Origin of the sequence: Bradyrhizobium sp. I71, assembly GCF_022354745.1 — a bacterium.
In the GTDB taxonomy this organism is placed as follows: domain Bacteria; phylum Pseudomonadota; class Alphaproteobacteria; order Rhizobiales; family Xanthobacteraceae; genus Bradyrhizobium; species Bradyrhizobium liaoningense.
The window spans coordinates 3,313,883-3,338,753 of sequence record NZ_CP059398.1 but is presented as its reverse complement, the minus strand read 5'-3'; the positions used below and the strand labels follow the sequence as shown (position 1 = coordinate 3,338,753).

18 protein-coding genes are annotated in these 24,871 nt (G+C 67.0%); 3 read left to right on the top strand and 15 right to left on the bottom strand.

Annotation, left to right across the window (positions count from 1 at the left end):
• Positions 1–22: 22 nt before the first annotated feature.
• The 11 genes from trxA to ubiE all read right to left on the bottom strand — a co-directional run bounded on the left by trxA (position 23) and on the right by ubiE (position 17,156).
• Complete coding sequence (trxA, locus tag FJV43_RS16190; RefSeq protein ID WP_074121876.1) at positions 23–343, bottom strand: thioredoxin; 321 nt, start codon at positions 341–343, stop codon at positions 23–25.
• A 70-nt stretch (positions 344–413) separates the two neighbouring features.
• The gene (gene addA / locus FJV43_RS16185) at positions 414–3,923 is read right to left on the bottom strand and encodes a double-strand break repair helicase AddA (RefSeq protein ID WP_239628460.1); all 3,510 of its coding nucleotides are present in this window, start codon (positions 3,921–3,923) and stop codon (positions 414–416) included.
• Positions 3,917–7,063 (bottom strand): double-strand break repair protein AddB, encoded by a 3,147-nt coding sequence (addB, locus tag FJV43_RS16180; RefSeq protein ID WP_239628459.1) that lies wholly within the window; start codon positions 7,061–7,063, stop codon positions 3,917–3,919. The genes addA and addB overlap by 7 nt, the downstream gene beginning before the upstream one ends.
• Positions 7,064–7,314: 251 nt before the next feature.
• Positions 7,315–8,037 (bottom strand): nucleotidyltransferase family protein, encoded by a 723-nt coding sequence (locus FJV43_RS16175; RefSeq protein WP_239628457.1) that lies wholly within the window; start codon positions 8,035–8,037, stop codon positions 7,315–7,317.
• Between the two features lie 118 nt (positions 8,038–8,155).
• Positions 8,156–8,473, bottom strand: a complete 318-nt coding sequence (locus FJV43_RS16170; protein WP_239628455.1) for a PilZ domain-containing protein — start codon at positions 8,471–8,473, stop codon at positions 8,156–8,158.
• 88 nt (positions 8,474–8,561) lie between these two features.
• Positions 8,562–10,118 carry a tRNA (adenosine(37)-N6)-threonylcarbamoyltransferase complex ATPase subunit type 1 TsaE gene (tsaE, locus tag FJV43_RS16165; RefSeq protein WP_239628453.1) on the bottom strand — a complete coding sequence of 519 codons (1,557 nt, stop codon included), beginning with the start codon at positions 10,116–10,118 and terminating at the stop codon, positions 8,562–8,564.
• A complete protein-coding gene (locus FJV43_RS16160; RefSeq protein ID WP_239628452.1) occupies positions 10,115–12,619 on the bottom strand; it encodes a PAS domain-containing sensor histidine kinase in 2,505 nt (834 codons plus the stop codon). The genes tsaE and FJV43_RS16160 overlap by 4 nt, the downstream gene beginning before the upstream one ends.
• A 240-nt stretch (positions 12,620–12,859) precedes the next feature.
• Positions 12,860–13,318: a dUTP diphosphatase gene (gene dut / locus FJV43_RS16155; protein WP_239628450.1), complete on the bottom strand. Its 459-nt coding sequence runs from the start codon at positions 13,316–13,318 to the stop codon at positions 12,860–12,862.
• Positions 13,315–14,766, bottom strand: coding sequence for a bifunctional phosphopantothenoylcysteine decarboxylase/phosphopantothenate--cysteine ligase CoaBC (gene coaBC, locus FJV43_RS16150; RefSeq protein WP_239628448.1), 1,452 nt, complete (start codon positions 14,764–14,766; stop codon positions 13,315–13,317). Before coaBC ends, dut begins: the two co-directional genes overlap by 4 nt.
• A gap of 57 nt (positions 14,767–14,823) precedes the next feature.
• A complete protein-coding gene (gene ubiB / locus FJV43_RS16145; protein WP_239628447.1) occupies positions 14,824–16,398 on the bottom strand; it encodes a 2-polyprenylphenol 6-hydroxylase in 1,575 nt (524 codons plus the stop codon).
• Positions 16,395–17,156, bottom strand: a complete 762-nt coding sequence (gene ubiE / locus FJV43_RS16140; RefSeq protein WP_239628445.1) for a bifunctional demethylmenaquinone methyltransferase/2-methoxy-6-polyprenyl-1,4-benzoquinol methylase UbiE — start codon at positions 17,154–17,156, stop codon at positions 16,395–16,397. The genes ubiB and ubiE overlap by 4 nt, the downstream gene beginning before the upstream one ends.
• Positions 17,157–17,237: 81 nt before the next feature.
• Here ubiE and mutM point away from each other — a divergent pair, with 81 nt between their 5' ends.
• The gene (gene mutM / locus FJV43_RS16135) at positions 17,238–18,143 is read left to right on the top strand and encodes a bifunctional DNA-formamidopyrimidine glycosylase/DNA-(apurinic or apyrimidinic site) lyase (protein WP_239628443.1); all 906 of its coding nucleotides are present in this window, start codon (positions 17,238–17,240) and stop codon (positions 18,141–18,143) included.
• Between the two features lie 135 nt (positions 18,144–18,278).
• Here the strand turns inward: mutM and FJV43_RS16130 are convergent, their stop codons facing one another.
• Entirely contained in the window at positions 18,279–19,022 is a 744-nt protein-coding gene (locus tag FJV43_RS16130; RefSeq protein WP_239628441.1) for a ParA family protein, read from the bottom strand.
• Positions 19,023–19,387: 365 nt separating this feature from the next.
• On the bottom strand, positions 19,388–20,746 hold the full coding sequence (locus tag FJV43_RS16125; RefSeq protein ID WP_239628439.1) for a serine protease: 1,359 nt from the start codon (positions 20,744–20,746) through the stop codon (positions 19,388–19,390).
• A 248-nt stretch (positions 20,747–20,994) separates the two neighbouring features.
• Here FJV43_RS16125 and moeB point away from each other — a divergent pair, with 248 nt between their 5' ends.
• Positions 20,995–21,798, top strand: a complete 804-nt coding sequence (gene moeB / locus FJV43_RS16120) for a molybdopterin-synthase adenylyltransferase MoeB (RefSeq protein ID WP_239628437.1) — start codon at positions 20,995–20,997, stop codon at positions 21,796–21,798.
• A 9-nt stretch (positions 21,799–21,807) separates the two neighbouring features.
• Here moeB and FJV43_RS16115 read toward each other — a convergent pair whose 3' ends face one another.
• Positions 21,808–22,815, bottom strand: a complete 1,008-nt coding sequence (locus tag FJV43_RS16115) for an aldo/keto reductase (protein ID WP_239628435.1) — start codon at positions 22,813–22,815, stop codon at positions 21,808–21,810.
• Between the two features lie 116 nt (positions 22,816–22,931).
• Between FJV43_RS16115 and FJV43_RS16110 the strand changes: the two genes are divergently transcribed.
• Positions 22,932–23,843 (top strand): LysR family transcriptional regulator, encoded by a 912-nt coding sequence (locus FJV43_RS16110; protein ID WP_239628434.1) that lies wholly within the window; start codon positions 22,932–22,934, stop codon positions 23,841–23,843.
• Between the two features lie 3 nt (positions 23,844–23,846).
• On the opposite strand, the gene FJV43_RS16105 is transcribed toward FJV43_RS16110, so the two are convergent.
• Positions 23,847–24,848 carry a D-glycerate dehydrogenase gene (locus FJV43_RS16105; protein ID WP_131870462.1) on the bottom strand — a complete coding sequence of 334 codons (1,002 nt, stop codon included), beginning with the start codon at positions 24,846–24,848 and terminating at the stop codon, positions 23,847–23,849.
• Between the last annotated feature and the right edge of the window lie 23 nt (positions 24,849–24,871).

The following is a 24,871-nucleotide window of genomic DNA, read 5'->3' as shown; positions in this document are numbered from 1 at the left end:
CGAAAATAATCTTCGAGGCGGATCAGACCGCGGAGGTGATCCACTGCTGCAGCTTCGCCTTGGGCGCCGCGCCGACCTGGCGGGAGGCCATCTCGCCGCCCTTGAAGATCATCAGGGTCGGGATCGACATCACGCCATATTTGGAGGCGGTCTTCGGGCTCTCGTCGACGTTGAGCTTCACGATCTTGACCTTGTCGCCCATCGCGCCGGCGATCTCGTCGAGGGCGGGCGCGATCATGCGGCAGGGGCCGCACCATTCGGCCCAGAAATCGACGACCACGGGGCCGTTCGCCTTGAGCACTTCGGTTTCGAAATCGGCGTCGGAAACCTTGCTAACGGCCATTGGGAGTACCTCACTCGGTTGAAAGAGAATCGGCGCGACCTGGAATCGCGCCTGGGATCATGCGGTCAACCTATGAACGGCTCCTTGCCGGGTCAAGGACGCTCACACCGAGATGAAGGGATGCCAGCGCCGCGTCCAGCGCGGGGGCCGAAATCTCCATGTATTCAAGGGCCTCCGTCCAGAGCAGGACGGCCCTGACGGGCGTTCGGGGATAAAGCCGCGACAGCACCGCCCGGTACAGCGCAAGCTGGCGGACATAGGCCGCCGGCGCCTCTGCGGCGCTTCTGGGGGCCGCCTGGTTGGTCTTGAAATCGACGATCAGGACCTCCTCGGGACGAACGACCAGCCGGTCGATCTGCCCCGACACCAGCGCCGGAGTGCGGCCCGGTCGCTCCAGCCTGCCGGCGATGGCAACCTCCGCCCGGCTTCCGGCGGCAAAGACCGGCGCGAAACGCGGTTCAGTGATCAAGGTGAGCACCTTGTCGACCAGCGCAATGCGGTCGGCCTCCGGCCAGTCCGCGGCATTGCGCACCATGAAGCCGAGCGCCGCCTCGCGACGGCGCTCAATGGCGATGTCGGGCAGGGACTGCAGCAGACGGTGCACCAGCGTGCCGCGTTGCAGCGCCAGAGCGCGCGACTGGATTGATTCGCCGGTCCGCACGCTGCGGCCCTCCTCGGCAGACTGGCCCGAGGGGCGCACGGGATCGTTGTCGATGGGCTCGCACGGTGCCGGCGTCCGCAGCCAGTCCGGCAGCACGACCGATTGGTCCCGGGGCGCCGCCGGCGTGCCCAGCGCAGCGACGTCCTCCGGCCGGGCGAACCGGGTCACCTTGCCGAGCGGCGTCTCGATGATCTGCTTGTCCAGGCCTGAGCCGGCGAGACCGGTGTCGACCAGATCGTACCAGCTCAGCTTGCGGACCGTCCGCATGTTGCCGGGCATGCAGCCGCCGACGATCAGCCGGTCGGCCGCGCGCGTCATCGCGACGTAGAGCAGGCGGCGATACTCGTCCTCGGTCTCCTCGAGCATCGCCTTGCGCGCCTCGGCAACCGGCCCGGGATCATCCGCCTTGCGGCCGGCCCAGACCACCACCTCGCCGCCATTGCCGCGCGGCACGTGAATCAGCCGAACCCGCTGCGAGTCCGCAGGCGACGATGTCGTGTCGACCATGAACACGACGGACGCCTCGAGCCCCTTGGCGCCGTGCACGGTCATCACCCGCACCTCGTCGCGCGAGATCTCCATGTCGCGCTTCACCTCGGTGTCGGCTGAACGCAGCCAGGCCATGAAGCCCTGCAGCGAGGCCGGCGCCTTGCGCTCATAGTTCAGCGCCAGCTCCAGGAATTCGTCGAGCGCGTCGTTGGCCTCGTGGCCGAGCCGGCGCAGGATGCGCGCACGCCCGTCGTCGCCGCCCAGCAGCCAGGCATAGAACGCGAACGGCGTCTCCTCGCGCGCACGAATCTCGCAGGCCTCCAGGCGCCGCAATGCCGTGGCGAACTTTTCGCTTCCGGCCGCATGCTCGCCGAGCGCGCGGCGCAGCGATCCCTTGCGGTCATGGGCCAGCTGAAACAGGTCGTCGTCATCGAGCCCGAACAGCGGGCTCTTCAGCGCCACCGCGAGCGCGAGATCGTCCTGCGGCAGCAGCAGCGCGTCGGCGAGGTTCATCAAATCGATGATGGCGATGTGCTCGGTGAGCTTGAGGCGGTCGGCGCCGGCGACCGGGATGTTGGCGTGCTTCAATGCCTGGATTACGGCGTCGAAGGCGTTGCCGCGCCGCCGCACCAGGATCAGCATGTCGCCATAGCGTAGCGGGCGGCGCTCGCCCTCGTGCCCCGTCAGCGTGCCGCTCTCGACCAGCCGCTTGATCTCGGCCTGGATGCGGCGGGCGAGCTTGACCTCGGGACTGGTGACGGCGACGCCGTCAAACGGGGCGCGCCAGCCCTCGATGTCCTGCCTGTCGTCGGCTTCCGCCAGGTCCCACAGCTCGATCACACTCGGCCCGGCATCGGCAAGCGCATTGTGCAGGGGATGACCGATCTCGACCGAATGGATGCTCTTGTAGATCGCGGGATCGCGGAAGACGTGGTCGACCGAGTGCAGGATCGTCGCGCCCGAGCGGAACGAATAGGTGAAGGCGACCGGATCGAATTTCAGCCCGGCCGCGGTGAACTTGCGATGCAGCTCGCGTCGGCGCGCATCGAACTCGTGGGGCGCCGCGCCCTGGAACGAGAAGATCGACTGCTTCTCGTCGCCGACCGCGAAGATGGTGCGGTTCAGCCCCTCGCGCGCGCCTTCGCCGGCGGTGAATTCGGAGATGATGTGCGCGACGATGTCCCACTGCCGGGGGCTCGTGTCCTGCGCCTCGTCGATCAGCACGTGGTCGACGCCGCGGTCGAGCTTGTAGTGCACCCAGCCCGAGGCGACGCGATCCAGCATCGCCAGCGTCTTGTCGATCAGGTCGTCATAGTCGAGCAGCCCGCGCTCCTGCTTCTCGCGGCGGTAATTCCCGGCAGCGGCGGTCGCGATGTGCAGCAGGGCGGCGGTGCGGTCACGAACCGTCACGGCGCGACGCTTTTCGATCAGCCCTGCAAGACGCTGCGCCTCGGCCTCGAACAGGCGGGCAACGGATGGATTGTGATCGCAAAATTTCTTGGTCAGCACCGCCTTGCGCGGCAGCTTCTCGTCGGTGAGGAAGACGGACAGATAAGCATCGACCTGGTCGCTGCCGGAGAACGCCTTTGCCGCGCGGAGGCGCCCCGCCTGGTCATTGTCCGACTTGCTGCCGTCTTCCAGCGCGAAGGCGATGTCGTCCCAGCGCGATCGCGGCAGGAACGGACCATCCAGAATCTCCGTCTCGATGTCCTCGATGCGGTCACTCGCGTCAACGCCGAGCACCCCAGCCATCTGCGCCGCTGCGGCTTCCGCGTTGCCGGCCTCGTCGGTCCAGGCCATGAAGTGATCGCGGCTGAGGCACGCCTCGCGCACGACTTCCTTGAAGGTGACATCGGCGGCGCTCGCCATCGCGGTCAGGAGCGCGCGTCCGGTCACGCTCTCGGGGGCGCGCGCTGCCTCCAGCAGCACCTTCAGATTGGCGCGCTCCATCATGTCGGTCTGGTCGCGCTCGTCGATCACGGCAAAGCGCGCCGGCACGTTGGCCTCGAACGGGAACTGCTGGAGCAGGCGCGTGCACAGCGCATGGATGGTCTGCACCTTCAGCCCGCCCGGGGTCTCCAGCGCGCAGGCGAATAGCTTCCGTGCCTCGCGCCGCAGCTTTGCGCTCGGATGCGGGATGCCGACGGCGCGGATGGCGGCATCGAGCCCGGCATCATCCAGCGTCACCCAATGCCCGAGCGTGGTGAACACGCGCTCGGCCATGTTGGCCGCGGCGGCCTTGGTGAAGGTGATGCAGAGGATCTTTTCCGGCGGCACGCCCGACAGCAACAGGCGGATCACGCGCTGCACCAGCACATGGGTCTTGCCCGAGCCGGCATTGGCCGACACGAAGGCCGATGCAGTCGGATCGGATGCACGCGCCTGCCGCGCGCGCACCTCGTCGGGGATGGGACGCGGCGCCTTCACCATTCCTCGATCCCCAATCCTCCGGCGGCGGACCATTCCTTGATCCGGGCGAGGTCGTCATAGGTGCCGTAGCGGTTCGCCCACATCGGCAGATTCAGCGAGGTATAGGCCTGGCTCTCGTCCTCGAAGGCACGGATCAGCGCTTCCAGCTTGGCTCGCGCCTCGGCTGCCGCGGTGTCGGGCGGCTGCGGCTCGTCGCCTTGCTTGAACTTGAGCTCGAGGATGCGCTCCTCGCCCGGCGGATTGTTGCCGCTGAGTCGGACATAGACGAGCTGGCTCACGGAGGAGCCGGCGTCGATGTCCGGGAAGCCACCCTCGCGCAGAATCGCGGCTTCCAGCGTGAGCTGCGGTGACAGGCCCATGCGGACCTGCTTGCCGGTCGGCGGCTGCCCGGTCTTGTAGTCGAGAATGGCGTAGCTGCCGCCCTGGCGACGCTCGATGCGGTCCGCGCGCGCGGAAAGATAGAAAATGCGTGCGTTGTCGAGCGGGATCGTGATCTCGCCCCGGGTCTCGGCCGTGATTGCCTCGATTGCGTCGCGCCGCGCCGTCTCCCATTCGCCGAACCAGCGCGCGATGCGCTGGAAGCGTGGCCACCACAGCGCCCGTGCCTCGGGGCGCTCCATCAGCGGCGCAAAATGCTTCTCGCCGATCGCACGCAGCACGCGCGCGGGATCGTCGGGCAGATGTGCGGCATAGGCCTCGGTGAACTCGCCGAGCGCATCGTGAATCGCCGAGCCGCGGTCGGCAGCCGAGAGCGGCATGTCGACCGGATCGAGCGCATCGAGCCGCAGGATGCGTTTGGCGTAAATCGTGTAGGGATCGCGCAGCCAGTCTTCGATTTCGGTGACGGACATCTTGAGCGGCCGCATCGCGCGCGGCGGCCGCGGCTCCGGCTGCTTGACCGGTCTGACCTCGTCGGGCTGGTCCAGTGCGGCCGCGAACTGCACATATTTCTCGCCGGCACGGACAGCCGCGTTCCAGAGATCATCGCCCGCGACCGCCTCCAGCCGATGCAGAAAGCGCGAGGCGACCGCCGGCGCGCCGCCCGCCTTGGCGGAATGGGTGAGGATCACCTCGTCGCCGCCGAGCAGCTGCGCGAAGTCATGGGCGGAGAGGCCGATGCGGCGCTCCGGAAGGTCGAGCCCGAGCTCATGCCGCATCGGCCGGCTGAGCCAGGGATCGATGCGCGGCGCCGGCGGCCAGACACCTTCGATCAGGCCGCCCACGATGATGCGGTCGGCCTGCATCAGCCGCGATTCCAGCGGGCCGTAGATCTGCAAGCGGGCGCCGGGTCTGTCGCGCCGCCGCACCGCGCGATCGCCGAACGCCGTCTGGAAGACGTCGGGATAGTCGGGCAGCGGCACCATCAGCCCGCTGGCCGTGCCGCTGCGCAGGAGATCGTCAAAGGCGCTGGCAAGCGCGAGACCATCGCGATCCTCGAAGGCGAGCGGGATGCCCTGCTCGTCGCGCGACAGCTCGATCAGGATCTCGCGATGCCGATGCGCGAACTCGGCGAAGTCATATGGTCTCGCGGGCGGCAGGCTCTCGATTGGCGCCAATGCCTTTTGCAGGACATCGATCAGCGCCTGGATGCGATCGAGATCCTCCGCCTTGAGACGCGCCCGCGGCTCGGCGCGGTGCAGCGCGGAGACCTCGCGGCGCCAGAGCTTTGCGAGTTCCTCGCGGAAACGGTTGAATTCGCGCAACAGGCCTGAGGTGGCCGCCGGCGGGCGCGTGCCGCGCAGGACTGCGAGCTCGAGGCCTTCGATTGCCATCTTCCACGCGCCGGGCGCGCGGCCGAGCCGGCATAACGGATGCTTCAGCATCGCCAGCAATGTCGCCGGCTCAAGCCCCCTTGTCGCCGCCTCTGCCGCGAGACGCGCGAAAGTGCCGGCGGATGTTTCCATCAGCACATCGCCGCCCGAATCGTCGAAGGCGAGGTCCCATCGGGTCAGCGCCGCCATCACCCGCCGCGCCAGCGCGCGGTCGGGCGTCGCCAGCGCCGCCGATTTGTCGAGATGCCGCGCCTCGCGCATCGCAATGGCGATCGCGAGCGCTTCCATTTCAGGGTTGGGGGCCTCGACGACAGCGAGGTTCTTCATGCCGCCGGCGATCTTCGCGGCGACGTCAGGCTGCTTCAGGCGGTCATGCCAGACTTCCGTCCTGGCGGACGGCCGCATCGATTCGGACGCGAGCAGATCGCGGCCGTCTTGCGCCGGGGGCTGAAGCAATTCGACATCGCCACGCTTGATACCGAAACGCTGCAGCAGCGCGTGCATGGCATATTGCGGATGGTTCGAGGCCGGATGCTCCACGAACTTGCCGAGCGCATCGCGCACGCCGCCGATGGTGCGCCATGCGTCATCGTCGAGATCCGTGTCGAGGCCGGGCAGCACCACCGCGCCATGCGGCAGCGACGCGACTGCGTGCAAGAACTTCGCGGTGGCCGGCATCGAGCCGGTAGACCCCGCCGCAATCACCGGCCCGCCCGGATGCGCGGTCAGCCGTTTGGCTTCCGCCGCGATCAGGAGATCGCGCCGCGCGGCCGGCTCGATCCGATTGATCTCCGCGAGATGATTGGGCCAGGCGATGCGCGCGATGCGCAGGAATTCGAGCGAGTGCTGCCAGTACCGATCGAGCTGGTCCGGTACCAGTCCATCGAGCGCGCTCCAATCGACTCCGCGCGTGACCATGTCGTCGATCAGGCGCGCGAGATCGGATGCAAGCGCCAGCGTCGAGGCTGGCCCGCCGACCACCAGTGGCGACAGCACCGGGCCCCTGGCCCAGGCGGCGACGAGCTGCGCCAGCGTCAGCCGCCGTTCGAGCTCGCCCAGCCGCGGCGGAATGTCGAGCGGCGCTGCACCGGAAAACTGTTCACTCTCGCCGGCGAAGGCGAGCTCGTCCTCGTCGATGTCGCCGAGCGCGACGATGCGCGGCAGCACGACCGCGTCCGCTTTCATCTCATCGAGGAAGATCTCACGCACGACGCGCATCGCACGCCTGGTCGGCAGGTACAGCGTGGCGTCGGCCAGCCGCGCCGGTTCCTTGCGGGCCTCGAACCCCTCGACCAGCCGGCCGTCGAGCAGGGCCATGACGACCGTGCGCAGAAACGGAACTGAGATGGGAACGCTGAAAACGCGCATGAGCCGCCTGATTCGAGAATCAGGGCAATATAGGGAGGCGGGGTCAAATGGTCATGCGCTGCGGCGGGGTCTTCCCCGCTGTTCGCTGGTCATCGCAGGTCTCGTGCCCCGGACGCAGCGCAGCGCTACTTCAGCGCTGCGCTGCAGAGCCGGGGCCCACCTCGCCGCGCTTTGCCGTGTGGCTTTCTGGGTCCCGGCTCTGCGGAGCGGCACTTCGCGCCGCGCCGCGTCCGGGACACGAGAGCAGGCCCCTACGCCACGCTCTCCAGAAACGCCTCTTCCGCGGCGTGAACGGCATCAGGCGTGCCGACATGCATCCAGACACCGTCAAGCCGCAGGCCGAACAGCCGCTCCTGCTCGTTGGCGCGATCGAACATCCTGGTCAAAGAGAACTCGCCCTTCGGGGCGTCGGCGAAGATCGACGGCGACATGACCGCCGCGCCGGCATAGACGAACGGAACGACTTCTTTTTCCTTGCGCTTGCGCAGGGCACCGTCGGGCAGCATGCCGTAATCGCCGCGGCCGCCATAGCCGATGCTGGTTGCGGTCGGCGCCATCAGCAGCAGGATATCCATCCGCGCCGGGTCGAAATTTTCAGCGAGCCGCGTCAGGTTCGAGCGCACGCCATCGATCCACAGCGTGTCGGAATTGACGTGGAAGAACGGCGCGTCGCCGAGCAGCGGCAGCGCCTTGACCACGCCGCCGCCGGTGCCGAGCACCTGGTCGCGCTCGTCGGAGATGGTCACGCGCGGATGCCGGCGCGAAGCGACGTGATTGATGATCTGGTCGGGCAGGTAATGCACGTTGACCACCGCCTCGGTCACGCCGGCCTGGCCGAGCTTGTCGAGCACGTGGTCGAGCAGCGGCTGGCCCGCCACCGGCACCATCGGCTTCGGCATCGTGTCCGTCAACGGACGCATGCGCAGGCCAAATCCTGCGGCGAGCACCATGGCTTTGGTCGGTTTGACGGGCATCCTTCGCTTTCTCAGACCTTTCGCGTTCGCAGCAATCGTACCACGAGGCTCGATCAGCCGCATTGCATCTCGACCGCCTTAACCACCCGCCGTGACGGTTGTACGACGGGTGTTGCCGTCACGCCCCAATGGTCGCGGAACGCGCCTTTTTCTTTCTTTCACCGATCTTGAGGAAATTGACGCCGATCTGGTCGCCATTGACCCAGGCAAGCTCACAGCGCCGGTACGCCAGCCCGGTGGACGACAGCAGGAGAAAGAATTCCTTCAGATGGAGCCCTTCCACCGAGCCGTCGATGGTCAGCTTGGCGCCGCTCTCGGAGACGTCCTCCATGGTGCAGTCGCGCCGCCAGGTGCCGTCGATTCCCATGATCTGGGCCGGAATCCCGCGTTCGAAAACCACCCGGCCGTTGCCGCGCTGGTCCGTCTGTACCGCCATCTGTCCCGCTCCAGCCCCGTAATCATCCGGCTGCCTCGCCGCCAGAATACCGACGTCTTGGCTAACGGCCGGTAAATCGCGCCGCAAATCAGGCTTGAGACGCCCCTTGAGACTCCCCTTGGGACGGTTCTTGGGGCGGCGGGACGTTGGCGAGATACCAGTTGCGCAAGGCGCCGAGCGCGGGATGCGCCAGCGAGCGCTGGAGGTAGGTCCAGATCCGCGGCTGGTGACGCAGATAATGCGGCTTGCCGTCGCGGCGGTTGAGCCGGGCGAAGGTGCCGAGCAGGCGCGTGTTCCGCTGCGCCGACATGATGGCGTAGAGCTCGGCAAAGCCGGCCGCATCGAAGCTGGTGTCCTGCGCGCGCCGCGCCTTGATGTAGCGCGACAGCAGCGTCAGCTCGATGTTCTCGGGCACGTCGATGCGGGCGTCCTGGAGCAGCGACACCACGTCGTAGGATTGCGGCCCCAGCACGGTGTCCTGGAAATCGATCACGCCCACCCGCTCGATGCCGCTGCGCTCCCCGAGCCAGATCAAATTGGGTGAGTGATAGTCGCGGATGATCCATGTCTTCGGCGCCGCCAGCGGCGTCCTGAGCAGTTCGCGCCACATCGCAAAGAATTCCGCGCGCTTGTCGTCGCTCAACGGCGCGTTGCGATCGGGCAGGTACCATTCCGGCATCAATCCGATCTCGATCAGCATCGCCTCAACGTCGAAGACGGGAATCTCGTAGGTCTTCCCGTCCAGCGGCAGCGTCTCCGGCAGCGCCTTGCCATGCAGCAACGCCAGCAGGTCGGTCGCGGCTTCGTAGCGCTCGCCGATCGGGCGTGGCGGATCGCCTTCGATCACACCTTCGCTGCCAAAGTCCTCGGTAATCAGGAAGCCATGATCGAGGTTGGAATGATGAATCGCGGGCGCGGAGATTCCCTGCGCGCGCAGGCCTTCGGCGATCGCGACGAAGGGTTTGACGTTTTCCGCGAGATGCACCGCGGCGCTGTAGGACTTTCCGTTGTAGAGGGCCGCGCCGTCGGGCCGCTGCGGAAAGTTCATGAGGATGACGATGCTGTCGTCGCGCAGCAGCCGCGCATAGGAGCGCGTCGAGGCATCGCCGGCCATGCGCTTGCGCGTCGCATCCATGTAACCGGATGCGTCGAGGAATTCGCGCAGCGCCTTCAGCCGCGCGACTTGCGCGGCGCCCTTGCCATGGCCGGTGATGTCGGCGGCGCGTGCGCTCGATCCGAGCGCCGGCCGGTGCGTCAACGCGATGTCGATGCGGTCCTCAGGCATCGCCGATGGTGCGCGCTCGGGCCATTCGATCAGGACGAGGGTGGCATCCGGGAGCGGCGACAGGCCGATCTCCTCGAGCTCGCTCTCGTCCTCGACGCGGTAGAGATCGGCATGCATCACCGGGAAGGGCGGCAGCTCGTAGCCCTGCACCAGCGTGAAGGTCGGGCTCGGCACCTCCAGCGTCTCGTCGCCGGCGAGGTAGCGGATCAGGCTGCGTGCTGCCGCAGTCTTGCCGGCACCGAGATCGCCGGTGAGGGTGATGACGTCACCGGGGCCGACCAGCAGCGCGAGGTCGGCCATCAATTGCGCAGTGGCCGTCTCGTTGTGGAGCGCGACGGAGAATGTGGTCGGTTCCGTCATTCGGCGGCGTCGCGATGCGCCGCCTGGTCGGTCGGGAAATCGCAGATCACGACCGTGCCTCGGCCGACAATCGAATCCACCCGCACCTTGCCGCCATGCAGCTCGACGAAGGAGCGCACCAGCGACAGGCCGAGCCCGGCGCCGCGGTGACGCGAGCCCTGCGAGCGGCTTTCGAACCAGTTGAACACCTTGTCCTTCATGTCGGCAGGTATTCCAGGTCCCGAATCTGTCACGGTGAAGACCACGCTGCGTTCGGTGCGGCGCGCGCTGATGCCGACGGTGGAATCCTGTGGAGAAAACCCGACGGCGTTGGCGAGGAGGTTATAGAGCACCTGCACCACGCGCTTCTCGTCGCCGACGAAGCTGCCGACGTCGGGCGCGATCTCGACCTTGAGGCGGATGCGGTCGGTGGCGAGCCGGTCCTGGATGCCCTCCGCGGCGAGCTCGATGGCCTTGCTGACGTCGACTTGCCCGAGTTCCAGCTTCATCGCGCCGGCGTCGATGGTGGCGAGATCCAGGATGTTGTTGGTGAGCGCGAGCAGCGCATTGGTCGATTTGGTGACGTAGTCGAGATATTCGGCCTGCTTCGGCGTCAGCGGCCCGGTCGAGGGATCGCTGAGGAAATGCGCAAAGCCGATGATGGTGGTGAGCGGCGAGCGCAGCTCGTAGGAGACGTGGTGGACGAAATCCACCTTCATCTGGTCGGCGGCCTCCAGCGCCTCGTTGCGCTCGCGCAGTGCGCGCTCGACGTTCTCGGTGTCGGTGATGTCCTGGAACGTCAGCATGGTGGCGCCGTCGGGCAGCGGCCGGATCATGCCGTCGAGCACGCTGCCGTCCTTGCGCTCCAGCTTCAGCGGCACGTCGGCGCGGTTTTCGATCGAGGTGATGGCCTCGCGGATCTGGCGCCAGACGACGGGATCGTCGTAGAGCTGATGGCACCAGCCTTCCACCGTCTGGATGTGCGGCTCGTCGCGCATGGCATCGCTGGAGAGCTTCCACATCCGGACGAAGGCCGGATTGAACAGCTGCGCCTTGCCGTTGCTGCCGAACACCGCCACGCCCTCGGCGAGGCTGTCCAGCGTCTCGCGCTGAACGCGGATCAGGCCGTCGAAGCGGCGGGCGAGGTCGAGGCTTTCGGTGACGTCGTCGAACAGGTAAGTGACGCCGCCCTCGGGGTTCGGCGTGGTGACGACCGAGAGCGCGCGGCCGTCGGGCAGGAACCAGGTGTCCTTGGCGGTCTCGACCGCGCGATAGGCTTCGTGCAGCTTGGCCTTCCAGGCGCGGAAATCCGGCTGCTCCGGCAGCTTGCGCGCGGCGCGGAGCTGGTCGAGCACGCTGGAATCGTCAGGGTTGGCGTCGAGGAAGGTGCGGTCGAGGTCCCACAGCCGCCGATAGGAATCGTTGTAGAAGGCGAGGCGGCGCTGGCCGTCGAACACGGCGACGCCGGAGGAGAGCTGGTCGAGCGTGCGGCGGTGCGCCTCTGCCATTCGCACCAGCGCGGACCTCAGCGCATCCGCCTCGCTGGCATCGATTGCGACGCCGACGCTGCCGCCGCTCACGTTGATGGCGCGCACGTCGTAGATGCGGCGCTCGCCGCCGATCACGATCGGCAGCCGCGAGCTGAAATTGGCCGCGTCCTTCAGGCCCCGTTCCATCGCGGTGCGGTTGGCACTGTCGAGCAGCTCGAGCCTGCGCTCCTGGGCATCGGTGACGCTGTTCGCTTCGGTGGCGCGCACATAGGCCGGATTGGCGTAGGTAAGCGCGCCGTTCTCACCCTTGGCCCAGATTGGCCAGGGCGCGGCGGCGGCAAGGCCGCGCAGCATCTCGGTCTCGTCGGAGAGCGCCTTGTAGCGCAGATGGGTCTCGGCCAGATCGCGGCGCAGTCCTGAGAGCTCGCGAATCCGGACAATGGCCTGGCCGCCGATGGCGCGGCCGATCGCTTCCAGCGTATGGCCGTGCGCGGTGGTCAAGGTCAGCTGGAACCCGTCGCCGCGATCGCGCAGCGCGTCGACGGCATGGTCCATCTGGAGCGCGGGTTCCGGGGGCAGCCAGGTTCCGAACGCCAGCACGCGCTGCGGGGAGGAGTCGCGCGGCAGCACCAAGGAGATGTCGCCGGAGATCTGAACGCGGTTATCGCCGGCCGGCCAGGAGATCAGGATCTGCGGCTCGGCGAACAGCAGCGCGCCGAAGCGGTCGGCCTGGAGCTGAAGTTCCCCGATCCGGGCGCGCAGCCGCGCCTCGTTCTTGACCAGGCGCACCCGCGTGCGCATCAACAGGATCGCGGCCACCACCGAGAAGCCGAGCAGCGCCAGCGCGGTGGCGAGGACGGCGAGTTCCTGCCGGTTGAAATCCAGCATGGTGGAGAGGGTGTCGATGAGATCGGCGGCCCTGGCCGGCGCAGCCGGCAGCAGCGCCGCAAGAGCGCTCCCAATCAATGCGCTGCGCGCCAGCGACGTGCACGACAGCAGCGTCCGACGCATCGACACGATCACGCCTGACATAGTTGCCCCAAGACCGCACGAATTTGCGCGCGGCGACCCCCGTCGCGCGCGAATCAAAAGACAATACCCCCACCGTGACTCCGCCGGTAAGAGTCCAGATCGTGAACGTAAAGGAGGCCCCCCAAAAATGCCGCCGTGGTGTTCCCGCCCACATGGTTCTTGGGATTCCGCCGGTCGCGCGGGATGGCTCGCCACGAACAGGGTGCGCGTTCCCGCTCGCTCGCGGCAGAGGTCGGGAATTCAGCGGCCGGTCGAGCCGAAGCCGCCGGCGCCGCGATCGGTCGGCGACAACGTCGCGACGGGAACCAGGGTAGCCTGCACCACGGGTGCGATCACCATTTGGGCGATGCGCTCGCCGCGCTTGATCACGAACGGCGCCGCGCCGTGGTTGATCAGGATCACCTTGATCTCGCCGCGGTAGTCCGCGTCGATCGTGCCCGGCGAGTTCAGCACGGTGACGCCGTGCTTGGCGGCAAGCCCCGAGCGAGGCCGCACCTGCGCCTCGTGCCCACCCGGCAGCGCGATCGCAAGACCCGTCGGCACCAGCGCGTATTGGCCCGGGGCGAGCGTCATCGGCTCGCTGTCCGGAACGGCTGCCATCAGGTCGAGGCCGGCGGCCTCGCTGGTCTGATAGGCCGGCAACGGCAGACCTTCGGCATGGGCGAGGCGCTGCAGTTCGACCGTGACCTTCGTGCTCAAGATGCCGTCTCCAGGGATTTGTCGGCCACGCTTCTGGCGACATGCGCGACCAGCTCGATGGCGACCTGTTCCTTGGTCATCACCGGCCAGGAATCAACTGCAATCTCGCCGTCCTTCGCACCGTCCTTGCGGCTGAGGAGGTGGACGGTGTTGCGGTCGCCGCCCATCACGCCGGTCGCCGGCGACACGTCATTGGCGACGATCCAGTCGCAGCCCTTGCGCGCGAGCTTGGCCTTGGCGTTGTCGATGAGATGTTCGGTTTCGGCGGCAAAGCCGATCACCAGGGGCGGGCGCTTGTCGGTCAGCTTCGAGATCGTGGCGAGGATGTCGGGATTCTCGACCAGCTGAAGCGGCGGCATGCCGACCGCGGTCTTCTTCAGCTTCTGCTCGCCCTCGTTGGCGACGCGCCAGTCGGCGACCGCCGCGGCGAAGATCGCGATATCGGCGGGAAGCGCGGCCTGCACCTGCTCCAGCATCTGCCGTGCCGATTCGACGTGCTTCACCGTCACTCCGGGTGGATCGTCGAGGTCGACCGGGCCGCTCACCAGGATCACCTCGGCGCCGGCGGCCTGCGCGGCGGCGGCAATGGCAAAGCCCTGCTTGCCGGAGGAGCGGTTGGCGATGTAGCGCACGGGGTCGATCGGCTCGTGCGTGGGACCCGCGGTGATCAGCACGCGCTTGCCGACGAGCGGCCGCGGCACCGGCGGCCGCAGCAGCCGTTCGGCGGCATTGGCGATCTCGATCGCTTCCGACATGCGGCCGATTCCGGCCTCGCCGGCTTCGGCCATCTCGCCGGAATTCGGGCCGATCAGCACCACGCCGTCGCGCTGGAGCAAGCCGACGTTGCGGCGCGTCGCCGCGTTGCTCCACATCAGCGGGTTCATCGCCGGCGCAAGCAGCACCTTGCGGTTGGTCGCGAGCAGGATGGCGCTGGCGAGATCGTCGGCGTGGCCGTTCGCCATCTTCGCCATCAGGTCGGCGGTCGCCGGCGCCACAATGATCAGGTCGCAGTCGCGCGCAAGGCGAATATGGCCGGCGTCGAATTCGCTCTGGGGGTCGAACAGATCGGTGTAGACGCGCTCATGCGAAAGCGCGCTCACCGCCAGCGGCGTCACGAATTGCTGGGCCGCCTTGGTCAACACGCAGCGGACCTCGATGCGCCGCTCCTTCAGCCTGCGGATCAGGTCGAGCGATTTGTACGCCGCGATTCCGCCGCCGATGATCAGGGTGACGCTGGCTTCGGGGAGGGCGCCGGTGCGCTGCGGCGCCGGTGCGGTGGACGGGGCAGGCGGCACCGCAAACGGCGTCAGCGGCTCCTCGCGGCCCTCGATCAGTTCCCGCAGGATGACCCGGACCTCTTCCTCGACCGACCTGCGGTTCTTGGCCGAGCGCAGCCGCAGATAGGTTTTGACGCCGTCGTCGAGCTTGCGGATGGTCAGGCTTGCCATGACGCCCCTCCAGCACGGAATGATAGCGATGCTATCACTCGTGTGATTGCAGTGCAATCACAGATTCCGGACGGCGATCAGGATTCCGATGAATGTCGCGGCGATGATCCACAGCGCCACGGTGCGCCAGCGGTTCTTGCGGCCTTCGCTGCGCCCCATGGCCGCGATGCTGTCCGGCGACAGCCTGATGCCCTCGCGCGTCATGGTCTCGAGCTGCTCAAGGACCTTCACCGACCGCTCGGCGATCTCCGGCAGGCGCATCAGCACGCGCGCGATGTCGCCGGTCCCGGCCAGCGCGCCCTGCACCCGGCCGATGGGCCCGAGATTGCGCTCGATCCATTCGCGTACCACGGGGTCGGCGATCTTCCAGATGTCGAGCTTGGGATCGAAGCCGCGGGCCACGCCCTCGACCACCACCATGGTCTTCTGCAGCAGGATCAGCTCGGGCCGCGTGGTCATGTCGAACAGGCCGGTGACCTCGAGCAGCAGCGTCAGCAGCCGCGCCATCGAGATCTCCTCGGCGGTGCGGTTGTGGATGGGCTCGCCGATGGCGCGGATGGCTTGCGCGAAATTCTCGACCGAATGGTGCGCGGGCACATAGCCCGCCTCGAAATGCACCTCGGCGACGCGGCGATAGTCGCGGGTGATGAAGCCGAGCAGGATCTCGGCGAGGAAGCGCCGCTCCTTCATGCCGAGCCGGCCCATGATGCCGAAATCGACAGCGACGAGCCGGCCGGCGTCATCCAGGAACAGATTGCCCGGATGCATGTCGGCGTGGAAGAAGCCGTCGCGCAGCGCGTGCCGCAGGAAGCTCTGGATAATCTTGCGGCCGAGGTCGGGCAGGTCGACCTGCGACTCAGCAAGGCGCTTGTGGTCGTTCAGCGCGATGCCGTCGATCCACTCCATCGTCAGCACGTTGTGCGTGGTGCGGTCCCAATCGACGGTCGGCACGCGGAAATCGGGATCGTCGCGCGTGTTCTCTGCCATCTCCGACATCGCGGCGGCTTCCAGCCGCAAATCCATCTCCATCGCGACAGAGCGCGACATGGTGTTGATGACCTCGATGAGGCGCAGCCGCCGCGCCTCGGCCGAATGGGCTTCGGCCTTGTGCGCGACGTAGAAGAAATCGGAGAGATCGCGGCGGAAGCGTGCGGCGACGTTGGGCCGCAGCACCTTCACGGCGACCGATTTGCGGATGCCGTCGCGCAGCACTTCGCCACGGTGCACCTGCGCGATCGAGGCAGCCGCGACCGGCGGGCCGAAGCTCGCGAAAATGTCCTTCAGCGGCCGTTCCAGCGACGTCGCGATGGCGGCCTCGGCCTCTTCCTGCGGAAACGGCGGCAGTCGGTCCTGCAGGCTCTCGAGGTCGCGCGCCATGATGACGCCGACCACGTCGGGACGCGTCGCCAGGAATTGTCCGAGCTTGAGATAGGCTGGGCCCATCCGCGTCAGTGCGCGCGCTATCCGCGGGCCGTGCTTGGTGCCGCGGCGTTCGACGAGGCGCGCCAGTTTCAGTGCGAGTTGTCCCGGCGGCGGCACCAGGCTCGGATCGACCGAGCCGAATACGCCCTCACGCGCGAACACGAACGCGGCGCGGATCAGGCGCGTCATGTGGGTGATGGCAGAGATCACAAACGCCAGCCCGAATGCAGTGCCACGATGCCGCCGGAGAGTGTCTGCCAGCTGACGCGGGAAAAGCCGGCCTCGCGGATCATGTCGGCGAAAGCGGCAGGCTTCGGAAACTTGCGGATCGATTCGACGAGGTATTGGTAGGACTCGGCGTCGCCGGTGACCATGCGGCCGAGTGGCGGGATCACCTTGAACGAGAACAGATCGTAGAGCTTGTCGAGTCCGGGCATTTCGACGGTGGAGAACTCCAGGCAAAGGAAGCGGCTGCCGGGCCTCAGCACGCGATAGGCCTCGCGCAGCGCCAGGTCGATCTGCGGCACGTTGCGAATGCCGAAAGCGATCGTATATGCGTCGAAGCTGCGATCGGCGAAGGCGAGCGCTTCGGCATTGCCTTCGACGAAGTCGACCCGGGTGTCGAGATGCTGCTTGGCAGCGCGTTCGCGGCCCACGGCCAGCATATCGGTGTTGATGTCGCAGACGGTGGCATGGAAACCCGCACCCGCGGCCTTGGCGGCGCGGAACGCGATGTCGCCGGTGCCGCCGGCAACGTCGAGCAGCGCGAACGGCCGGTCGCCCCGGGGCGGGTCGAGCGCCGTGATCATGATGTCCTTCCAGACCCGGTGTAGGCCACCGGACATCAGGTCGTTCATCAAGTCATAGCGCGACGCCACGCTGTGAAACACATCGTTCACCAGCGTCTGCTTGTCGCCCAGGGGGACGTCCCTGAAGCCAAAATGCGTGGTTTCGCCCGGCCGATCCATTACCCTACTCCGCGAGGCGGACCATAGCGCGCCCGCCGCAATGGCGCTATCACACCGCCCTCATAAGGTGAATGCCTGACCATGCCTGAATTGCCCGAAGTCGAGACCGTCCGCCGCGGCCTTCAGCCGGTGATGGAGGGTGCGAGAATCCTCGTCGCGGAGGCCCGCCGGCCGGACTTGCGCTTTCCGTTCCAGCCGGACTTCGTGGCCCGGCTCAAGGGCCAGGTCGTCACGGGCCTCGGCCGCCGTGCAAAATATCTCATGGCCGATCTCGGCTCCGGCGACGTCCTGCTGATGCATCTCGGCATGTCGGGCTCGTTCCGCGTCATCAAGCCGGACAACGAAACTCGGCCCGGCGAGTTTCACTATCCGCGGGCCAAGGATTCCGCCCACGACCACGTGCTGTTTCGGATGTCCTCCGGCGCCGACATCGTCTTCAACGATCCGCGCCGCTTCGGCTACATGAAAGTGATCGCGCGCAATGCGCTCGACGACGAGCCGCTGCTGCGCGGGCTCGGACCCGAGCCGCTCGGCAACGAATTCGACGCCGCGATGCTGGCGCACTCCTGCGCCGGCAAGACCACCAGCCTGAAGGCCGCGCTGCTCGACCAGCGCGTCGTGGCAGGGCTTGGCAATATCTATGTCTGCGAGGCGCTGCACCGCTCGCATCTGTCGCCGCGTCGGATCGCCGCGACCTTGTCGACGAAGTCCGGACAACGCAAAGGCGTCGCCGGGGGCGAGCCAACGGACCACGCCAAGCGATTGGTCGGCGCGATTCACACCGTGTTGAACGATGCCATCAAGGCCGGCGGCTCGAGCCTGCGCGACCATCGCCAGACCTCAGGCGAACTCGGCTACTTCCAGCACTCGTTCAAGGTCTACGACCGCGAAGGCGAGAAATGCACGACACCGCGCTGCGGCGGCACGATCAAGCGGTTCACGCAGAACGGCCGGTCCACCTTCTGGTGTCCGAAATGTCAGAAGTGAAGCCGCAATCGTCATTGCGAGGAGCTCCTGCGACGAAGCAACCCGGCCGGGGCTGATGGCCCGATTGCTTCGTCGCTTGGCCTCTTTCTCCGGGTGGCGAAGTAGCCCCGCCTAGCCGCTGAGCGAGCGTCCCGCTCAGGACGTCGCTGTGGTGGTCTCGTCCGCGGCAAGGCCGGCGGCGGCGTGCAACATGCCGTCGGCGGCCGACAGCACCTGCTCGATCAGGACATTGGTCGGGGCCTTGAGCTCCAGCCGGGTCTGGATCCAGCGCCAGAGGCCGCGGATCTCGTCCGCCGACTTGCCGTTCGGCGCGAATTCGCTCACGGCAAGGCCGCTGGCGAGCGAATCCTGGTGATCGTTGCGCATGACGATCAGCGGACGCGCGAGCACCTCGGCGAGATCGAGCGAAGCTTCTTCAGCGAGGGTGTTGGCCGCGTTGTCGATCCGCTGGCCGCGGATCGGCGTCTGGTTCAGCACGAAGCCGAAGGGCCGCCTCCAGGCGCGCGCGACGCTCAGCGTCGAGGCGGTGGCCTCGATGTCGGCGACGCTCGGGCGGGCCGGGATCAGGCAGAGGTCGGAATGGCGGATTGCGGCGGTGGTCGCGGCGCTGAGGCCGGCCGCAGTGTCGACGATCGCGAGCTGGAGGCCGCTGTCGGCGAGCATCTTCAAGCGTGGCTGGATATCGGCGGCGTGATAGATCGGCTCGACGATGAGATCGTCGGTGGTGCGGCGGCGTTGCCAGTTGGACAGGGTGCCCTGCGGGTCGGTCTCGATCAGGCGAACGGTGAAGCCGGACTGTCTGGCCGCCAGCGCGAGGCCGACGGCGAGTGTGCTCTTGCCACTGCCGCCCTTTTGGGTGGCCAGTACGATCGTGTGCATTGAAGTTCAATCCTTTGGAGGGCTGGGTCAGGAATACGCCACGCGAACGTGCACCGCTTTGCGATGCTGAGCTCTTCTCGCTCAGGACGTGCCGGCCCGATCCAAAGGGGATCGCGGGGGTCCGAATCAACGGTAACGATGATGGCGGAATAGGGAATGCCAGCGAATCCGTACCATTACCGGACCCGTAATCGTACGTAAGGTGGTGCCGATCGGTCTCCTGCCCCGGACAAAGCGCTGCGCTGCCGAGCCGGGGCCCAGAAGCCGCAAGCGGAGCTGTCGACGCATGAGTCCTGGCGCAGCGGAGCGGCATTTCATGCCGCGCCGCGTCCGGGACACGAGAGAGAGCGGTGATGTTGCCAGTCCTATTTGCGCACGCAGATCACGCGCACGACGGCGGCTTTCGCATCCGTCGACGTGCCGTTCGCAGCGACGCCGTTCGCCTTCAGGAAATCCCGTATCCGCTCGGCGGAGACCATCACGGCCTGTGACGCCGGCACCGACGTCGCAGGTCCTGCAACCATTGCCGGCTTCAGCAGCGCCATGCCGGCGAACTTGCCGTCGGCGTCGATGGCCGGGCTGCCGGAGAATCCGATCGCCGGCGGCGGGGACAATGCGGAAGCGCTTTGCGTGACCGCCGCCAGCGCAGCCTTGACGCTCGACACGCCGGCCGCGCCGCCCTGGCCCTGCGGATCGGCGATGCCGACGATGTCGACATTCGCCTTCGCCGCGCCGCCGGCGAGGCTGAGCGGCTTCAGGGCGCGGGCGCCGTAGATGTGCAGGAGCGCGAGATCATGCTCCTTGTCCTCGGCGAGGCGGTCGGCGTTGCCATGACCGGCGATCGTGATCGCGAGGCAGCCATCGGTGATGAGGCGGTCGGTGACGATCGCACCGTCGTCGCTGACGACGATGCCGGTGCCGTATTCGACGGTCTTGCGCGGCGGCGGCCCGGCTTGCGGTCCGGACGGAAATGCATTGAAGGCACTCGACATCGCGATCACGACCGGCTCGACCGTGTTCTCGGTCGCCTGGTCGTAGACGATCGTCATGGTGCGGACCTCGTCACCCTTGAAGGCGCCTCGCACGTAGAACTTCTTCAGGCCCTGCAATCCCGACAGCACGAAGAAGTCGGGCTTCACCACGGTGTAATCGACCTTGCGCCCGGACGGCTCCTTCTCCAGATCGGCGAGCTTTGCCGAGGTCGGGTTCACCTCCTTGCGGCGGCTGAGCAGCACCTGAACGGTGCCGGTCGGCGAGGTCCATTTCGAGCCGTTGGCGTCGCTTGCCTGCTGCGGCACCAGCTTGCCGGGGATGCCGAGCCTGGCGCCGCTGGTCGGCTCGGTCACGATCTTCCAGCCGACGCTCTCCTGCTTCTTTCGCGCCGCCTCGGCGAGCGCGGCGCGCTCCTGCGGATTGAGCACGCCGGTCGGCTTGCCGCCCTTGGTCTTCTGGTACTCCTTGATGGCGTTGACCATGCGCTCGCTGACGTCGCCGGTGATGGCGCCGTTGTACTGGCCGACCCAGGCGAGGTCGGACTGGAGCGACAGCCGCTCCGCTTTGGCCATGGCATCGGCCGTCGCCGACGGCGTCTGCATTGCGGGAGGCTGGATCGGTACGGTCTGGACCGTTTTCGGCTTGGTGCCGGGGACCTGTGGCGCCGTCATCTGGGCGTTCGCGCCCGTGGCGGCCGCAAACATCAGTGTTGCCGCAAGCATCGATCTCATGACAAATCCAGCCAGCCCATTGAACGCAGTGTCATTGAAGCACATCTCGTTGGTCGCGAACAATGTTGGGGTGGTTCAGGCTCGTGACCGCGCCACGCAATCAGGTCCTCATCCTGAGGAGCGGCCGAAGGCCGCGTCTCGAAGGATGGCAGGGGGCGGGAGTCGGGTCTTCATGGTTCGGGACGGCGCTTTGCGCCTTCTCACCATGAGGGGATAGAGCGATGGCTCGGTAGGAGAGACGGACGACGATGCTGAGCCCGGACGAACTCGAACGCTATGCCCGCCATATCGTGCTGCGCGATGTCGGCGGGCCGGGCCAGGCTGCGCTGAAGCGGGCCTCCGTGCTGGTGATCGGCGCCGGCGGGCTCGGCGCGCCCGCGCTGATGTATCTGGCTGCCGCCGGCATCGGCACGCTGGGCGTGGTCGACGACGACGTGGTCTCGCTGTCCAATCTGCAGCGCCAGGTCATCCATACCACGCCCGATATCGGCCGCCACAAGGTCGAGAGCGCCGCCGAGCGGATCTCGGCGCTCAATCCGCATGTCCGCTTCGTCGGCCACGCCACCTGGCTCAACGCGGACAACGCGCTCAGCCTGATCGGCGACTACGACCTCGTGCTCGACGGCTCCGACAATTTTTCGACGCGCTATCTCGTCTCCGACGCCTGCTTCTTCGCGAAGCGGCCGTTGATCACGGCGGCGCTCGGCACTTTCGACGGCTCGCTCACCACCATCCGCGCGCATGAGACGAACGAGCAGGGCGAATTCAATCCGACCTATCGCTGCCTGTTTCCGGAAGCACCCCCGCCCGGAACCGTTCCGGCCTGTGCGGAGGCCGGAGTCATGGGGGCACTCGCGGGCGTGCTCGGCTCGATGATGGCGCTGGAGGCGATCCGCGAGATCGTCGGCTTCGGCGACGGCCTGGTCGGCCGCCTCCTGATGATCGATGCGCGCGCGATGCGCTTCGAGACGCTGCGCTACGGGCGCGATCCGGCCAATCCGCTCAACGGCGACGGGCCTGTGATCAGCGATCTCAGCGCCCATCGCACCTGATTGCCGCCGTTACCTCGTGGCCGGTTTTTCGCTGTCGAGATGGGCCATCTGTTCCGCCGTGTAACGCGTGCCGGCGGCGACATCCGGCGGGAAGGCCTTGCCCAATGCTGCGAGATGAGCTTGCGTCAACGCCGCCCTGGTTGTGCCGAGCGCTTCGGCCAGACGGTTGCGGGTCCGGGCGCCGACCAGTGGCACGATCTCCGGGCCCTGCGCCACCACCCAGGCGATCGCGACTTGCGCAGGCGTCGCGCCGACCTCATTCGCGATCGCGCGTAGAGAATCCACCAGCGCGAGATTGGCATCGAGGTTCGCGCCCTGGAAGCGCGGCGTCATCAGCCGATAGTCCTTGCCGGCCTTGCCCGAATCCTTCGACCAGTGACCGCTGATCAGGCCGCGCGCCAGGACGCCATAGGCGGTGACGCCGATGCCGAGCTCGCGGCAGGTCTTGAGGATGTCGCGTTCGATGCCGCGCTCGATCAGCGAATATTCGATCTGGAGATCGGCGATCGGATGCACCGCGTGCGCGCGGCGGATGGTGTCGGAGCCGACCTCGGACAGGCCGATATGCCTGACATAGCCCGCCTTCACGAGATCGGCGAGGCCGCCGACGGTCTCTTCGATGGGAACGTTCGGATCGAGCCGCGCCGGACGATAGATGTCGACATGGTCGGTGCCGAGCCGCTGGAGCGAATAGGCGAGGAAGTTCTTGGTTGCGGCCGGCCGGCAGTCCATGCCGATGAAGTCGCCGGCGGGGCCTCGCAGCGCGCCGAACTTGACGCTGATCCGCACCCTCTCGCGTGAAACGCCCTTGAGCGCCTCGCGGATCAGCATTTCATTGTGACCCATGGCGTAGAAATCGCCGGTGTCGAGCAGCGTGATGCCCGCATCGAGCGCCGCATGGATGGTGGCGATGCTCTCGCCGCGATCGGAAGGACCGTAGGCGTCGGACATGGCCATGCAGCCGAGACCGAGGCTCGAGACGGTGGGGCCGGTTGAACCGAGTTTTCGTTGTTCCATGATGGCTCTCCTCGAAGGGCGGCGACTGAGCGCGGCGTGACGAGGGCAGATATGCGCCCGCCCGATTGAGCCGATAAGCTGGACAATCCGGAATGGCTTGTTCACATTAGCGAACAATGGCCGAGCCTGACCTGCGCGATCTCGATGTCTTCATGGCGGTCGCCCGCACCCGCAATTTCCGGCGCGCGGCGGTCGAAATTCGTGTGTCGGTGTCGAGTCTCAGCCAGCGGCTCCGGGACCTGGAGGAGCGCCTCGGCGTCCGCCTGATGAACCGCACCACGCGCAGCGTCGCGCTGACCGAGGCGGGCGAACTGCTGCTGTCGCGCGTCGCTCCGGCCTTGCGCGATGTTGGCGATGCGCTGGATCAGGTGCGCGGACTGCGCGAGGTCGCCTCGGGCCGCCTCCGCATCAACGCGCCCCCGCCGGCGGTCGATCTGGTGCTGGCGCCGATGGTCGGGCCGTTTCTGGCGGCGCATCCGCAGGTCGATCTCGACATCGTTTCCGAGAGCGGGTTCGTCGACATCGTCAGCGCCGGCTTTGATGCCGGCGTCCGTTACGGCGAGCACCTCGCGCAGGACATGGTGGCGGTCTCCCTGAGTGGTCCGCAGCGTTACGTCATCGTGGCCTCGCCTGCGTACCTTGCGCGCCGCGGCAAGCCGAAGCATCCGAAGGATCTTCTCGATCATGACTGCATCCGCGCCCGCTATTCGAGCGGGGTCATGCATGATTGGGAGTTCGAGAAGAAGGGTCAGATCATGAAGGTCGATCCGCCGGCCAAGCTGATCTCGACCAATATGGGCCTCGCCATGCGCGCCGCGCTCGACGGTGTCGGCGTGTGGGCAACGCTCGATGGCTACGTGCATGATGCCGTGAAGTCCGGCGCGCTGGTCAGCCTGATGGAGGATTGGTGCGAGCCGTTTCCCGGACCGTTCCTGTACTATCCGAGCCGCCGCCAGACCCCGCCTGCGCTGCGCGCCTTCATCGATTTCGTCGCGGCTTGGCGCAAGCGGGAAGGGCGCGGGACGTAAGCCTCAGAGCATGCTCGGCAGCACGCGATCCGGCGGCTTGTGGGCGTCGAGGAAGGTACGGATGTTGATGATCACCTTCTCGCCCATCTCGACGCGGCCTTCGATCGTGGCCGAGCCCATATGCGGCAGCAGCGTCACCTTGCCGGCCCTGGCGAGCCGCACCAGCTTCGGGTTGACTGCGGGCTCGTGCTCGTAGACGTCGAGGCCGGCGCCGGCAATCTCGCCGCCTTCGATCAACTTGATCAGCGTGTCCTCGTCGGTCACCTCGCCGCGCGCGGTGTTGACGATGTAGGCGTCCTTGCGGATCAGCTTCAGCCGTCGCGCCGAGAGCAGGTGATAGGTCGCAGGCGTGTGCGGACAATTCACCGAGATGATGTCCATCCGCGCCAGCATCTGGTCGAGGCTTTCCCAATAGGTCGCGCCGAGCTCTTCGGCGATGACGGGAGCGACGGGACGGCGGTTGTGATAGTGGATCTGAAGGCCGAATGCGCGCGCGCGGCGCGCCACCGCCTGGCCGATGCGGCCCATGCCGATGATGCCGAGACGCTTGCCGCCGATGCGGTGGCCCAGCATCCAGGTCGGCGACCAGCCCGCCCAGGGCTTTCCTTCGGTCAGGATCGAGGCGCCTTCGATCATCCGCCTGGGCACGGCGAGGATCAGCGCCATGGTCATATCAGCGGTGTCTTCGGTCAGAACCTTCGGCGTATTGGTGACGGTGATGCCGCGGGCATGGGCGGCTGCAACGTCGATATTGTCGACGCCGTTGCCAAAATTGGCGATCAGGCGGAGCTTGCAGTCGGGCTGGTTCACGACATCGGCGCTGATGTGATCGGTGACGGTCGGAACCAGCACGTCGGCGGTGCGCGCGGCTTCCGCGATCTGGTCGGGTGACATCGGCGTGTCCTCGAGATTGATGCGCGCGTCGAACAGCTCGCGCATTCGCGTCTCGATCGAATCCGGCAGCTTGCGCGTCACCACGACGAGGGGCTTTTTCTTCACCGACATGTCCTGCTCTCATGAGGCGTCGC